The sequence below is a fragment of the Sulfurovum sp. UBA12169 genome (assembly GCA_002742845.1).
In the GTDB taxonomy this organism is placed as follows: domain Bacteria; phylum Campylobacterota; class Campylobacteria; order Campylobacterales; family Sulfurovaceae; genus Sulfurovum.
In genome coordinates this window covers 834161-846704 of the sequence record DLUH01000005.1, presented here as the reverse complement: position 1 = coordinate 846704, position 12544 = coordinate 834161, and the positions used below count along the sequence as shown (strand labels likewise).

Here is a 12544-nt window from a genome sequence, read left to right as displayed (position 1 = left end):
CTTTAAGCATTACAAAACAGGGTGTTTGTTACAATTTAAAAAAGGAGAGAAAATGAGAAAAATAAAAATTTTGTTACCTTTCTTAATGACTGGTTTTTTGTGTGCGGCATCAGGGAAATCAATCTATGACAAAACTTGCGCAGGTTGCCATGGCTATGAAGGAGAGAAAGTTGCTGCCGAGCACTCAAAGGCTATCAAAGGGATGTCTGCAGAAGAAATTGTTGAAGATGTGGAACAGTTTGCTTCGGGTAAAAAGAAAGCAATGCCTATCGCAAAAATATATAAAAAGAATTTGCTAGACAGATACAGCAAAGAAGAGATTCGTTCGGTGGCAGAGTATATCAGTACACTCTAGCGCGCGGTTTTGTCCAGCTGCCAAAGGCGGCTGGATTGAAAAAAAGATTAGTTTCTGATGCCAAGATCGTTTTTGATCGTATTCCATCGACTGATATCTTTAGTCTTAAGATATCTCATAAGTCTTCTTCTTTGACCTACAAGCTTAAGAAGCCCTACTCTTGATGAGTGGTCTTTTTTGTTGATTTTAAGGTGTTCTGTAAGGTACGTAATTCTTTCTGTAATAAGTCCCACTTGCACCTCTGTTGAACCTGTATCTTTGTCGCCTCTAGCGTATTTTGCGATAATTTCTGCTTTTTTCGCCTGATCCAAAGCCATAATGACCTCCTGATTGGTATTTTATTTTCCAAAGTGTATTTGGGAGCGCAATGATACCATACTATTCTTTTTTGGAGCTTAGGCCAATCTGTCTTTCGGCCAAACCAAACTCTAATATAAATTAGAGTAATATACTCCTAATTCATTAAATAAGGTCTCATTATGTTATTGACACGTGCGAGCGAATATGCGTTACTTTCTTTGGATACCATTCGAAAAGCAGAAGCCCCTATCGGAGCTGAACAATTGGCAAATGAACTTTGCATCCCTAAAAGTTTTCTGGCTAAAATTCTTCAAAATTTGGCCAAACAGGGTATCCTGGAATCCAGAAAAGGCGCACACGGCGGATTTATGCTGGCAAAAGATATTAACAGTATCCCGGTTTATGATGTCATCTGTGCTGCAGAAGGAAAAATGCCTACTGTTTTTGATTGTGCCCAATATGCCCAAACCTGTCCGAACGGAATGATCGGAAGCTGTGCCATCTCTCCGTTTTTACTTAAATTTCAAACAAAAATCGATGATTTTTTATTTGATCTGACGTTGGGCGATATATTATTATAAATGCTTTTCAAACAAAGCCTGAAACATACTGTCGCAACAGCCATTTTATTGATCGCCTGCATCAGTGGCTCTATTTGGTATGATTAAAAATTAAAAAGGTATCTTTTATCATGAAACAATACATTTATCATCTTTCCCACATCGACCTTGACGGGTATGCATGCCAATACCTTACCGTGCAATGCTTTGAGAACATCGTGTGCTACAATGCAAACTATGGACCCGAAGTGACTGCAAGGCTCGAAGAGATAGTCCACAAGATCGAGCAAGACAAATTTGTTCGCGGAGAAAATACCGAAGCATTGATCCTTATCACGGATCTTAACCTTAGCACGAAAGAAGCAAATTGGATAGAAAAAGAAGCCGTACGTATCGGTGCAAAACTGCAACTGCTTGACCACCATGCAACAGGCGCCAATACCGCAGAACGTTTTGCATGGTACACGCTGGACACTTCCCGCAGCGCCACGCGCATCACTTATGATTGGCTCAAAAGACATTATGATTTTGATCTAGACCATACGTTTTTGCATATTGTACAGGCAGTCAATGCCGTCGATATCTGGCTGAATCAAGACACGCTTTTTGAATACGGCAAAGTGATGCTTGGCATGATTTCGGGCGCAAAAGAGATCAATCGCATCCTATTCCCCGACGAGGACAGAGCCTTGAAACTCTCGCTTATCGAAGCAGCGAAACAAATGGCAGACGATGCCGATGCTCCCATTAAACTTGATGATGCGCTGCACCGGATCAAAAAATCTTTTTTTATGAGAGAAGCAAACAACACCAAAGACAACCTTGTTGCTTTTTACGTCACAGATCTTTTAGGTATCGATAAGGCGCGCCTCACCATTCATTACAAAGGATACAAGGGCATCCTGGGATACAATATAGGCAACACTTCCATCATCGGCAACACGTTTCTTGTCAACAATCCTGACTATGACTTTTATATGGATATCAACTTCAGAGGCCATTTTTCTTTGCGCAGCAATAACAAGCTGGATGTTTCAAAAATGGCTGAACATATCGGCGGCGGCGGCGGTCACCCCAACGCCAGCGGGGGAAAGATTGATACATACAAAGATTCCTTTGTCTACGCCCAGGTACGCCAATTCATCCAAGACTATATCAACGAAAAATGCGCTCAAGAGTAGCCTCCAAGGTATTTTTTTGATTTATATCTTCACTCTTGCTTCAAACGCACGAGAGAGTGAAAGCAAATCGATATTTTCGAGCTCCACCCCCGTAGGCACCCCTTGTGCTATTTTGGTAAAATTGATATTTAATCCTTTGAGCTTATCTTCAATGTAAAGAATCATCGTATCGGTGGCAATGCTTGGAGGAAAAGCAAAAATCACTTCATCTACTCCATGTGCCGCATACAAAAGATGGCTCTCGTCCAGATCGCTCACCTGCGAAACCACATAATAAACACCCAAAAACTGTCTGCTCTCTTCTATGGTTAAAATATCTTTTGCACTTTGTACAATACAGAGCTTAGAGCTGTCTCTAAAAGGATCAGAACAAATCGCACACAATTCATCTTCACTCATATTGTGGCATTTGCTGCATTTTTGAATGCTGTTGACGCCCGTTTCAATAGCATGCGCAAGCTTCATTCCTGCAAACCCGTCTTCCATCACCATATGGTATGCCAAACGAATTGCTGTTTTTTTGCCGATCCCGGGCAATGCTCCCAAGGCTTCTACCAGATTTTCAAATGCTTCTATCCTGTGCTTTCTCATATTCTCTCATAATCTACTACTTTAGAATATTCTACAGCCGTCTTAATAAAATCGATTACTTTGAGGTGCTCAGGGTGGACCGCATAGGCATCAAGGCCTTCTTTGCTCTCAAAAGAAGCAATAATGCTAAGATCCATCGCTCTGTCTTCTGTCGAAAAGTTGACCCCCACATCCATACTTCTAAGGGAAGGCACGGCTCCCATCAAATTTTCAAGCATCTGCTTGGCTTGAATGATATTGGGTTTTTTGTTTTCTTCTTTAAACTGAAACATTACGATATGGACTACCATCCCTGCCTCTCTTCTTGGTTTTTGTGATTATAGCCAAATTATGGTAGAATTCGCCAAAATAATCCACTAAGACCAAAGAGGGAAACACAGAAAATGACAGAACTTGATTATTATGAAGTATTGGAAGTCAGCAGAAGTTGCTCGGGTGGTGAACTTAAAAAATCGTATCGAAAATTGGCGATGAAATATCATCCCGACAGAAATCCTGACAACAAAGAAGCCGAAGAAAAGTTTAAACTTGTCAATGAAGCCTATCAAGTACTAAGCAATGAGGAAAAAAGAGCTATTTATGACCGCTACGGAAAAGCCGGGCTTGAAGGACATGGCATGGGCGGCGGTTTTGGCGGCGGAAGCATGGATGATATTATGGATATCTTCAATTCTATGTTTGGCGGGGCAACGGGTAGTTTTGGCGGCGGTTTCGGGCAGACACGCAAAGACCCCAGCCAAAAATATGCTTTGGACTTTGAGATAGAATTGCCATTGGCCTTTCACGAAGCAGTATTTGGATGCAAAAAAACCATAGACGTTTTCTATAAAACATCCTGTAGCGATTGCCAAGGAACAGGAGCCAAAGACGGAAAACTTGAAACATGCGACTATTGTGGGGGCCGGGGACAAGTGATCATGCGTCAGGGACCGATGACATTTACACAAACCTGCCCGAAATGCCATGGAAGAGGACAGAAAATCGCCAAAAACTGTATCAGCTGTCAAGGCAAAGGCTACCATGAAGAAAAAGACTCCGTAACCATCACTATTCCCGCAGGCGTGGATAGCGGCAATCGTCTCAGAGTACAAGGCCGCGGCAATGAAGCCAAGAATAAAAGCCGGGGAGATCTTTATGTTACATTTTTAGTCGAAGAAGATGAGCACTTCATTCGCAACGGCAATGATGTCTATATCGAAGTGCCTGTATTTTTCACCCAGGCCGTTTTAGGTGAAACTATTACCATACCTGCCCTACAGGGAAAACTGGAACTCGAGCTTCAGCAAAGCACCAAAGATAAAGAACAGTTTGTCTTTGAGGGAGAAGGTATTGCGGATGTTCACACCGGAAGAAAAGGCCGCCTTGTTGCCCAAATACGCATGGTGCTTCCTCAAAAAATAAACAGCAAACAAAAAGAGCTTCTTGAGCAGCTTCAAGAAAGCTACGGTGTAGAAAGCCGTCCGCACAAAACAACTTTCGAATCCACATTTGACAAAGTAAAAAGTTGGTTTAAAAGCTAACGGTACTCTATAAGGGCGGGTGATCCTTCTTGCTCTTTGAGCAGCTTGACCAACTCTTTTTTAACTGCTTTGTCTGCTTTTTCATCCACGATGATCTCTAGCATTTTATTCATTTTTTCATGCTGCTGCCGGCTAGACTGCATGAATGCCTGATGCCTGAGCGTCTCTTCATGCATTTTAAGCTTATCGTTTCTGTTTTTTCTGTAGATCCACAAAAAAAGTGCCATGCCAAATAAAACCAATACAGCCCCGCTGCCCATAATCATTTGATACAGTGCAATATCTTTATCTTTTGTTGCTGCGATCCTCTGCTCTTTGGCCAAGGCGACCTCTTTTTGGGTTTGCTGTGCCATTGCAGCCATCTCCTGTCTGGCAGAGATTTCTATCTTTGATTTTTCCAGCTCGATATGGCCAATCGCCTTGGCTTTTTCGGCCTCAATTCTGGCAAGATCAAGTGCATTTTCATGCTTCATTTCTTCTAAAAGCACTGTTTGATTTTTGGCATTTTTTTCATTGGCAAATTCTGTTGAAACAACTTTGCTTTCGGGCATACGACCGCCCAGAAGTCTTGCTTGTTGGTTATCGTTGTTTTCTCCACACCCTGCCATCAAAAGCATTGCACTTAAAATTAAAAACGGTTTCATATCGCTCCTCTCGCTTCTCTTTATCATTCTAACAAAAATATCATAAGATTGCCTCAATACAGATCAAAGAAAAGCAATTACCATTTAAGTCAAAAAAGACTATCATAAATAAAGAAAAAACTTCTTTACATCATTTCAAAAGGATAAATTATGGCACGAAAAGGGAATTCAATCATCAAAGGGTTAGAGATCAATGATATTATTACTGAACTCAACAAAGCATATGCAGATGAATGGTTGGCCTACTATCAATATTTTATCGAAGCAAAAGTGATCAAAGGGATTATGAAAGATGCTGCGATCACCGAACTTACGCAGCATGCTGCTGATGAACTTAGACATGCCACCCTGGTAGCAGATCGAATCCTTCAGCTTGGCGGCACTCCGTTGACACATCCTCAACAATGGTTCACACACACCAATTGCGGCTACGAAGAGCCTAAAGAGTTTGATGTTGTTGCTATTTTGAATGATGCAATTAAAGGTGAACAGTGTGCGATTAGCATTTACTCTAAAATTGCCGAAATGACCAAAGACAAAGATATCGTAACCTATGACATTGTCTCTTCGATACTTGCCGATGAAGTTGAACATGAAGAAGATCTACAGGCACTTCATGATGACATCACTGAATTCATCGCCGATATCAAAAAAAATATGGGCTAAGCTATTGCACCCTTTGGTGCAATATAATCTTACTTTCACTCGTTTGCCTATCTCCCCTGTCTTTATGCTTATCATAAGCAATAACATAAATGTCATCATTTGGTTTAAGATAGTTTTTTTCGCCAAACTCCGCATAAGCCGTCGCCCCTATAGAGATCAATGCCTGATCCGGATAATCAGATACTTTCAGATACATAGCCATGTCCTCCAGCGGACCAAAATCTTTTTGATTGTTTAGCTTGTCGATAAGCCAAAGTTTGAGCGTATCATATAAATAACTGTACCCCAGCAGCGGTGCATCTACGCCATAGGGTTGAAGGATGCCATCACGCATCACAAAAGAGCAGAGGCGGTAACGATCCATTACGCCGCCTTTTTCAAATTTGTCTATTGCTATCCACTTGTCTGCGATGCCTTTAGAATTTGATCCCCAGTTTTTCTTTTCAGAGATTTTTTTGGCTCCGGCTTTGCGAATGGTGCAGTCGTTAAATGCTGTAAACATTTTTGCAGTAAGATCTGTCACCGTCTCATCATCGCCATAAACAATATCAAAAAGGATGGCGATTTCAGGTTCAACCTGTGCATTTGCCTCATATTCGGGGAGACAGAGTTTTTTTGTTCCCACAGGATAGAGGCCAAGAAAAGTCTTGGAGCGCGGCACATAAAATGGGAAAATCCCTTTGGGTGCATCCGGTTGCTCGGTAGTAATATTTTCAAAATCTTTTATTTCGCCTGCTTGCTCTAAATGATGTGCAAAATTGCCTGCTACACCCAAACCGATCATATGTTTTAGATTCATTTTTTGCTCTTTTTGGTAAAAGTATACCATTTTGAAAATTACACAAAACATACATTGAAATCCATACTGACTACGACAAAAAATAAAAAAATCGTTATTTTATCAATACCCGATCTCAGCCAAATCGTTTGCTCAAGCAATTAAATGTAAAAATATAATGCAACTGTTTTCTTGTAAAATATTTTTAATACTTTATTTGTATAGAGAATATACATTCAGAAGAATAAGAAGAAAAGGTTGCCCGCCACACAGGCAACCATAAAATAGATTATTTTGCTGCTGCTACCGCATCTTTAAGCGTTTTGCCTATTTTAAACTTAGGTGCAGTATGTGCCGCTTTTTTATATGTTTTATCTGTTCCTGGAACTGTACCGCTTTTTGCTGCCACCTCAACTGTCGAAAATGTTCCAAAACCGACCAATGATACAGTCTCTTTTTTTACAAGCGCTTCAGTTACGGAAGCTATAAATGCTTTCACTGCTCTCTCCGCTGCTGCTTTACTCTCAAATTCACCGTTCTTTTGTACCAATTCCACAAACTCTGCTTTTGTCATTCTTCTTCCTTTATTTAAGATGCGATCATTATAACACAATCTAATCTTAAAAAAACATAAAAATACTCCAAAAAGCCCTATTTTGTGTACTTTGTTTATCTTATTGTCAAAAAACCAAACAAAAAAGCTTATAGTTTTAATTTGCAATAACCAATACTTGATCATGATAAATTCAGAGATGTTATCTTGCCGTGAATATCCCACACATATACGATTGCTCCGCCAAGTGCAAAAATAGAAACAGGGATACGGTACGCATCACTGATAAATAAGCCGTTCCGATCCAAAACCCGCAAGGCAGCTATCGTGCTATACACCCTTTCTTGAGCACAGGAATATCCATACTTAAACAGCTTATCTCTTCAAGAATAGACTGCCTAAAAACATCCAAAGGGCTTCGTATGCTATAGTAAGCCCACCGCCCCCTTCTGTCTACTTTTAAAAACCCCGCCTCTTTGAGTATTTTCAGATGTCTTGAAATGCGCGATTGCACCATATCAAACGAAGTCTCAATATCACACACGCATACTTCATCATTTAACCCTACAAATCGTAAAAGGCGCAATCGCGTTTCATCATTGATAGCACCTATTGTTTTTAAAAAAACTTCCATACTCTACTCCTTTGGCGTCCTAGAATAATACTATAAAAATATTTATATATCAATATAGATTGATATATTGGCTGAAGTTTTTTATTTCTCTATTTAAAAATTCTCGTTATCTCTGAGTCTGCTCTTAAGTTCAGTAGATTGATTTTTATAAAATCTTTATATTTTTGATACAATCTTGATATTTTATTTATCTATTAAAACCTATAATGACTATCATAAAATCAATCTATTTAAAAGTAAAAAATGATTAAGCGGGCAAAGGATATATCAAATGTTTAGTATGCGAAGTAGAGGGGTCTGGTATTTTTATGAAACCTGATCTTTTTTATACCTATCGATATCTCTTCAATTCTATTTTAATTTTGATTTTTATCACGTTTATAAGCCATATTTTCAGGGCGTATTTAGACATTATCAATATAGCGCTTATCCACATTATTCCCGTGGCAATTGTTTCGATGCACGGCAATATGAAATCGACTGTTTTTATCACGTTAGTCAGCGTAATCTGTTTTAATTTTTTATATATTCCGCCGCTCTACAGCTTTAGTGTTCACAATGAACTGTATATATGGAGTTTTGTTATTTTCGGGATTGTAGGCTGGATTATTACCTATCAAGCAAAAAATCTTAGCGCCCAAAAAAGACAAAACGAACTAAGAGAGTCTTTGCTGCATATCATCTCTCATGACCTAAGAACTCCCCTGGCAACCATACACGGAACTGTCAATCTTATCCTCGCCAACCCGGAATTGAACAAAGAAAAAACGATGACGCTTTTAGAAGATATCAACTATGCTTCTTTGAGAATGAAACGGCTTATTACAAATCTATTTGACAGCGCAAGGTTTTCAAACAAAGAAATGGATTTAAAACTGCAATGGTGCGATTTTGAAGACATGATCGGAGTTGCCTTGCAGGAATTTTCTCAAAAACAAACCGATGACATCTTAAAGATAGACATTCAAAATATCGAGCTTTTCTGGGGAGACAATATGCTGCTGACACAGCTTCTTGTCAACCTGCTGGACAATGCTTTAAAATATGCAACACCCGGTACTGATATCCTGCTTAAAATTCAATCGCTTGAAAATACAATGATTTTAAGCATTTTTAACAAAAGCGATCATCTTGACAAAAAGAAACTCAAAAATATTTTTGATAAATTTTATCGTCTTGAAGATACAAATGATATCTCAGGAAGCGGCATCGGTTTGGCTTTATGCAAAAGCATCGTAACACTTCATGGAGGCATCATTGAAGCAAAAGCCATCAACAGCGGCATGCAAATAGATATAAGATTGCCGATAACCAAGAAAGCAGAACTCATATGAAAAAAATATTGATAGTTGAAGATGACCGATCGGTTAAAAAACTTTTAGAAATTACATTTAGAGAATATGGTTTTGATTTTATTTCCTGCGAAAGCAAAAAGAGCGCCTTAGCACTTTTTTTGAGCCAAAATCCCAATCTTGTCATAGTAGATCTGGGTTTACCGGATGGGGATGGGAAAGACCTGATCATGGATTTGCGGGAAATCTCCAAAGTACCCATCGTTGTAGTTACCGCCAGATGCGACGAGAAAGAGATTGTAACTTCTTTAGACTGCGGGGCGGATGATTATATCACAAAACCATTTTCGATCAATGAACTGTTGGCGAGAGTAAAAGCAAACCTAAGAAGAAATATCAGCGAAGAAAACATTAAAAAAAATATTATCTGCGGGGAGCTGGAGCTCAATCTCCTTTCACGAAGCATCTTATTTCAAAAGGAAAGCCTAAAATTAACCCCTATAGAATATGAACTATTAAAATATTTTCTGCTTAATGCCAACAAAACGCTTACCCATAAACAGATATTAAAAGAGGTTTGGGGCACAGGGTATCAAAATGAAATGCAGTATTTGCGAACTTATGTCAATACCCTGAGAAAAAAAATAGAAAAAAACAGCACAAGGCCAAACTATATCAAAACAGAATCCGGTATCGGATATAGATTTTGCTGCGATAGCTAAGGAGTTGCATGCAAACACAAGATATGAAAATTATTTTTTTGAGTTTTGTTATTCTCATTGGCATAGGAACTTTTTTACTGATGCTTCCTTTTGCCCATAACGGCGAACTCACTATCATAGACGCTCTTTTTACCGCAACATCGGCAGTTTGCGTAACGGGGCTTATCGTCAAAGATACTCCCGTTGATTTTACAATCTTTGGTCACACCATCATTCTTCTTCTTATTCAAATCGGTGGGCTAGGCTATATGACGACGGTAACATTTTTAGCCATCATGCGCGGCAAAAAACTCGGCTACCGTGATCGTCTTATCCTCAAAGAGTCTCTCAACTATCCAGGAATGAGCGGTGTTTTTCGCTTTTTAAAAATTGTATTTACCTCCATTATCATTATCGAGCTAAGTGGTGCAGCACTGCTTACGCTTCGATTTTTGGCGGATATGCCCTTTGCGGATGCCCTATGGTTTGGTATTTTCCACTCCATCTCCGCTTTCAACAATGCAGGATTTTCTCTCTTTAGCGACAATATGATGCGCTTTAGGGATGACCTCATTATCAATATTACCATTCCATTGCTCATCATTATAGGCGGGCTTGGCTATCTTGTCCTTTTAGAGCTCTACAATTACCGCAAAAAGTCGCTCACACGTCTCTCTACACACACAAAGCTTGTTTTATGGACATCGGCTATTTTGATTGTTGCAGGGATAGCTATCATCCTCTCACTGGAGTGGAACAACCCGAACTCTCTTGGAAATATGCCTTTTGGAGAAAAAATCGCTGCGGCATGGTTTGCATCGGTCAATTACCGTACCGCAGGATTCAACACGATAGATTTTTCCACCTTCAACGATTCTAACCTCTTTTTTGGAACTATTTTTATGATTATCGGCGGCAGTCCGGGCGGAACGGCAGGAGGTGTCAAAACTACTGTTTTGGCACTCTCTATCATAGGTGTTTGGTTTACGCTGCGCGGTCAAAACAACCCGCATATTTTTCACAGAAGTTTAATTCCCTACCAGATCAACAAAGCCTATGCGATTATCTTTGTCGCCTCTTTTTATATCCTCATTTCAACGGTTATTTTAAATGAGAGTGAACATCTTCACTTTGTCAGAACTCTTTTTGAAACATGCTCAGCATTTGCAACAGTAGGGGTATCAACGGGCAACGGCGGAGTGCTAAGCTACAGTGCACTCTTTAGCGATGTAGGAAAACTCAATATCATCCTGCTTATGCTCATGGGGAGAATAGGAGTTTTTGCATTTACAATAGTGATCGTAGGAAAAGCGGTGCAAACCCGTATCAAATACGCAGAAGGAAAGGTGATTATATGACATATGTCGTTATTGGATTAGGAAAATTCGGATACCACGTAGCAAAAGGGCTCTCACAGCAAGGGGCGGCGGTTATCGCCATAGATCATGATGAGGAGAAGGTGAGAAATATAAGTGAGTTTGTTCAAGACGCAATCATTCTTGACTCATCAGACCCAAAGGCACTTTATGAAGCAGGCATAGCAGACGCCGAGATGGCAATAGTGAGCATCGGAGAAAATCTTGAAGCAAGTATTCTTACCGTTATGGCACTCAAAGAGCTAGGTATAAAAACTGTGGTAGCAAAAGCCATTACGCAAGTTCACGGTCAAATATTATCAAAACTAGGTGCCGCTAAAGTAATCTATCCAGAGATGGAATCAGCGAAAAAACTGGTCAAAAAAATCGTTAAAAATATGCACTACGAAACTATCGATCTCTCTATTACCATAAAGCTTGCAAAGATGGTTGTCCCTACTTTTTGGGTTGGAACCTCTATACTATCGCCGGTATTTAAAGAGGAGTTCGAGGTCAAACCCATCGCCTACAAACATCAAGGCGAATGGCACACCTCTTTTGAGAAAAACGATATTCTTGAAGCAGGCGACATCTTGGTAGTTCTTGGCAACAGCAACAATATTGAATCGCTGAGCAAAAAGGTTTGAAGGGCAAAAGACCAACTTTAAACTTTATTAAACACTTCGGATGGATTCTGTGTAAAACAAAAGAGGCATAGAGTATACTGATATAGATAATGCCCATAAAGTCCACGCAGATAATATGTTTGCATTTTAGGAAACTCTGGAGCGATAGAAAATTTTTATCATACGCTAGCATCTTAACTGTAGCTTGCTGTATTAAAATAATTTGCCTGATTTTGCTAAGCTAGATAGAATTTAAATGGTGCGGCAGAGAGGATTTGAACCTCCACACCCGTAGGGCACTACCCCCTCAAGGTAGCGTGTCTACCGTTCCACCACTGCCGCGTAGACTTAGATAGTTTAGTAAACTATCAAAAAGTTGTGACGGGATTATACCGCCGCAACCTTAATATTTATTTAGATTAACCGATAAATGGGTTAGCATAAAGTGCGATAAGAGCGATAACAAGAGTATAGATAACTTGTGCTTCGATCATCGCCAATGCAATAAACATTGTTGTCATCAATTTACCGCCAAGACCAGGGTTTCTAGCAGTACCTGCAATTGTTGCAGCAGCAGTATTACCCATGCCAATAGCACCGCCAAGAGCAGCAAGACCAAGACCAACACCAGCAGCAACTACTGAGTATGCTTGTACCATAGATTCACCTTCGCCTGCAAATGCAGCAGCACCGAGTGCCAAGAAAAGTAAGAAAAACTTTTTCATATTTATTCCTTCAATTAAATAGGTTTTAAGTCTCTTTAGACTGTCTTTCAAAGTCTGTTCGGC

The 12544-nt window shown here is 39.8% G+C and carries 17 protein-coding genes and 1 tRNA gene; 9 read left to right on the top strand and 9 right to left on the bottom strand.

All coding sequences use genetic code 11. The features are described 5' to 3' along the window. Nucleotides 1-52: 52 nt before the first annotated feature. Nucleotides 53-355, top strand: a complete 303-nt coding sequence (locus CFH81_09300; GenBank protein ID DAB40376.1) for a hypothetical protein — start codon at nt 53-55, stop codon at nt 353-355. A 47-nt stretch (nt 356-402) separates the two neighbouring features. Here the strand turns inward: CFH81_09300 and CFH81_09295 are convergent, their stop codons facing one another. Next, nucleotides 403-672 carry a 30S ribosomal protein S15 gene (locus tag CFH81_09295; GenBank protein ID DAB40375.1) on the bottom strand — a complete coding sequence of 90 codons (270 nt, stop codon included), beginning with the start codon at nt 670-672 and terminating at the stop codon, nt 403-405. 162 nt (nt 673-834) lie between these two features. Here CFH81_09295 and CFH81_09290 point away from each other — a divergent pair, with 162 nt between their 5' ends. Continuing rightward, nucleotides 835-1236, top strand: coding sequence for a transcriptional regulator (locus CFH81_09290; GenBank protein ID DAB40374.1), 402 nt, complete (start codon nt 835-837; stop codon nt 1234-1236). Nucleotides 1237-1346: 110 nt separating this feature from the next. Further along, nucleotides 1347-2396: a phosphoesterase gene (locus CFH81_09285; protein DAB40373.1), complete on the top strand. Its 1050-nt coding sequence runs from the start codon at nt 1347-1349 to the stop codon at nt 2394-2396. A 21-nt stretch (nt 2397-2417) separates the two neighbouring features. Here the strand turns inward: CFH81_09285 and CFH81_09280 are convergent, their stop codons facing one another. Both CFH81_09280 and CFH81_09275 read right to left on the bottom strand, forming a co-directional pair. Then, nucleotides 2418-2987, bottom strand: coding sequence for a recombination protein RecR (locus CFH81_09280; GenBank protein ID DAB40372.1), 570 nt, complete (start codon nt 2985-2987; stop codon nt 2418-2420). Then, nucleotides 2984-3277 carry a stress responsive protein gene (locus CFH81_09275; GenBank protein DAB40371.1) on the bottom strand — a complete coding sequence of 98 codons (294 nt, stop codon included), beginning with the start codon at nt 3275-3277 and terminating at the stop codon, nt 2984-2986. The genes CFH81_09280 and CFH81_09275 overlap by 4 nt, the downstream gene beginning before the upstream one ends. A 93-nt stretch (nt 3278-3370) precedes the next feature. Here CFH81_09275 and dnaJ point away from each other — a divergent pair, with 93 nt between their 5' ends. Then, a complete protein-coding gene (dnaJ, locus tag CFH81_09270) occupies nt 3371-4507 on the top strand; it encodes a molecular chaperone DnaJ (protein ID DAB40370.1) in 1137 nt (378 codons plus the stop codon). On the opposite strand, the gene CFH81_09265 is transcribed toward dnaJ, so the two are convergent. Further along, complete coding sequence (locus CFH81_09265; protein ID DAB40369.1) at nt 4504-5151, bottom strand: hypothetical protein; 648 nt, start codon at nt 5149-5151, stop codon at nt 4504-4506. The genes dnaJ and CFH81_09265 overlap by 4 nt on opposite strands. 150 nt (nt 5152-5301) lie before the next feature. Here CFH81_09265 and CFH81_09260 point away from each other — a divergent pair, with 150 nt between their 5' ends. Continuing rightward, entirely contained in the window at nt 5302-5817 is a 516-nt protein-coding gene (locus CFH81_09260) for a ferritin (GenBank protein ID DAB40368.1), read from the top strand. Nucleotide 5818: 1 nt separating this feature from the next. On the opposite strand, the gene CFH81_09255 is transcribed toward CFH81_09260, so the two are convergent. From CFH81_09255 to CFH81_09245, 3 genes are all read right to left on the bottom strand, one after another. After that, nucleotides 5819-6616, bottom strand: a complete 798-nt coding sequence (locus CFH81_09255) for a hypothetical protein (GenBank protein ID DAB40473.1) — start codon at nt 6614-6616, stop codon at nt 5819-5821. A gap of 268 nt (nt 6617-6884) precedes the next feature. Then, complete coding sequence (locus CFH81_09250; GenBank protein DAB40472.1) at nt 6885-7169, bottom strand: DNA-binding protein; 285 nt, start codon at nt 7167-7169, stop codon at nt 6885-6887. A gap of 301 nt (nt 7170-7470) precedes the next feature. Then, nucleotides 7471-7782, bottom strand: coding sequence for a transcriptional regulator (locus CFH81_09245; protein ID DAB40367.1), 312 nt, complete (start codon nt 7780-7782; stop codon nt 7471-7473). A 308-nt stretch (nt 7783-8090) separates the two neighbouring features. On the opposite strand from CFH81_09245, the gene CFH81_09240 reads away from it, so the two are divergent. From CFH81_09240 to CFH81_09225, 4 genes are read left to right on the top strand one after another with little or no spacing between them, the layout of a single operon-like run. After that, complete coding sequence (locus CFH81_09240; protein DAB40366.1) at nt 8091-9116, top strand: sensor histidine kinase; 1026 nt, start codon at nt 8091-8093, stop codon at nt 9114-9116. Continuing rightward, nucleotides 9113-9796: a DNA-binding response regulator gene (locus CFH81_09235; GenBank protein DAB40365.1), complete on the top strand. Its 684-nt coding sequence runs from the start codon at nt 9113-9115 to the stop codon at nt 9794-9796. Before CFH81_09240 ends, CFH81_09235 begins: the two co-directional genes overlap by 4 nt. 8 nt (nt 9797-9804) lie before the next feature. Beyond that, nucleotides 9805-11133 carry a potassium transporter gene (locus tag CFH81_09230; GenBank protein DAB40364.1) on the top strand — a complete coding sequence of 443 codons (1329 nt, stop codon included), beginning with the start codon at nt 9805-9807 and terminating at the stop codon, nt 11131-11133. Further along, the gene (locus CFH81_09225) at nt 11130-11777 is read left to right on the top strand and encodes a potassium transporter TrkA (GenBank protein DAB40363.1); all 648 of its coding nucleotides are present in this window, start codon (nt 11130-11132) and stop codon (nt 11775-11777) included. Before CFH81_09230 ends, CFH81_09225 begins: the two co-directional genes overlap by 4 nt. A 236-nt stretch (nt 11778-12013) precedes the next feature. Here the strand turns inward: CFH81_09225 and CFH81_09220 are convergent. Together CFH81_09220 and atpE are read right to left on the bottom strand one after the other, a co-directional pair. Next, nucleotides 12014-12098, bottom strand: a tRNA-Leu gene (locus CFH81_09220). Between the two features lie 77 nt (nt 12099-12175). Then, entirely contained in the window at nt 12176-12481 is a 306-nt protein-coding gene (atpE, locus tag CFH81_09215; GenBank protein DAB40362.1) for an ATP synthase F0 subunit C, read from the bottom strand. Nucleotides 12482-12544: the final 63 nt, after the last annotated feature.

Coding starts and splice junctions, on each gene's coding strand:
- CFH81_09300 (DAB40376.1), top strand. CDS start 53: ATGAGAAAAATAAAAATTTTGTTACCTTTCTTAATGACTGGTTTTTTG.
- CFH81_09295 (DAB40375.1), bottom strand. CDS start 672: ATGGCTTTGGATCAGGCGAAAAAAGCAGAAATTATCGCAAAATACGCT.
- CFH81_09290 (DAB40374.1), top strand. CDS start 835: ATGTTATTGACACGTGCGAGCGAATATGCGTTACTTTCTTTGGATACC.
- CFH81_09285 (DAB40373.1), top strand. CDS start 1,347: ATGAAACAATACATTTATCATCTTTCCCACATCGACCTTGACGGGTAT.
- CFH81_09280 (DAB40372.1), bottom strand. CDS start 2,987: ATGAGAAAGCACAGGATAGAAGCATTTGAAAATCTGGTAGAAGCCTTG.
- CFH81_09275 (DAB40371.1), bottom strand. CDS start 3,277: ATGGTAGTCCATATCGTAATGTTTCAGTTTAAAGAAGAAAACAAAAAA.
- dnaJ (DAB40370.1), top strand. CDS start 3,371: ATGACAGAACTTGATTATTATGAAGTATTGGAAGTCAGCAGAAGTTGC.
- CFH81_09265 (DAB40369.1), bottom strand. CDS start 5,151: ATGAAACCGTTTTTAATTTTAAGTGCAATGCTTTTGATGGCAGGGTGT.
- CFH81_09260 (DAB40368.1), top strand. CDS start 5,302: ATGGCACGAAAAGGGAATTCAATCATCAAAGGGTTAGAGATCAATGAT.
- CFH81_09255 (DAB40473.1), bottom strand. CDS start 6,616: ATGAATCTAAAACATATGATCGGTTTGGGTGTAGCAGGCAATTTTGCA.
- CFH81_09250 (DAB40472.1), bottom strand. CDS start 7,169: ATGACAAAAGCAGAGTTTGTGGAATTGGTACAAAAGAACGGTGAATTT.
- CFH81_09245 (DAB40367.1), bottom strand. CDS start 7,782: ATGGAAGTTTTTTTAAAAACAATAGGTGCTATCAATGATGAAACGCGA.
- CFH81_09240 (DAB40366.1), top strand. CDS start 8,091: ATGAAACCTGATCTTTTTTATACCTATCGATATCTCTTCAATTCTATT.
- CFH81_09235 (DAB40365.1), top strand. CDS start 9,113: ATGAAAAAAATATTGATAGTTGAAGATGACCGATCGGTTAAAAAACTT.
- CFH81_09230 (DAB40364.1), top strand. CDS start 9,805: ATGCAAACACAAGATATGAAAATTATTTTTTTGAGTTTTGTTATTCTC.
- CFH81_09225 (DAB40363.1), top strand. CDS start 11,130: ATGACATATGTCGTTATTGGATTAGGAAAATTCGGATACCACGTAGCA.
- atpE (DAB40362.1), bottom strand. CDS start 12,481: ATGAAAAAGTTTTTCTTACTTTTCTTGGCACTCGGTGCTGCTGCATTT.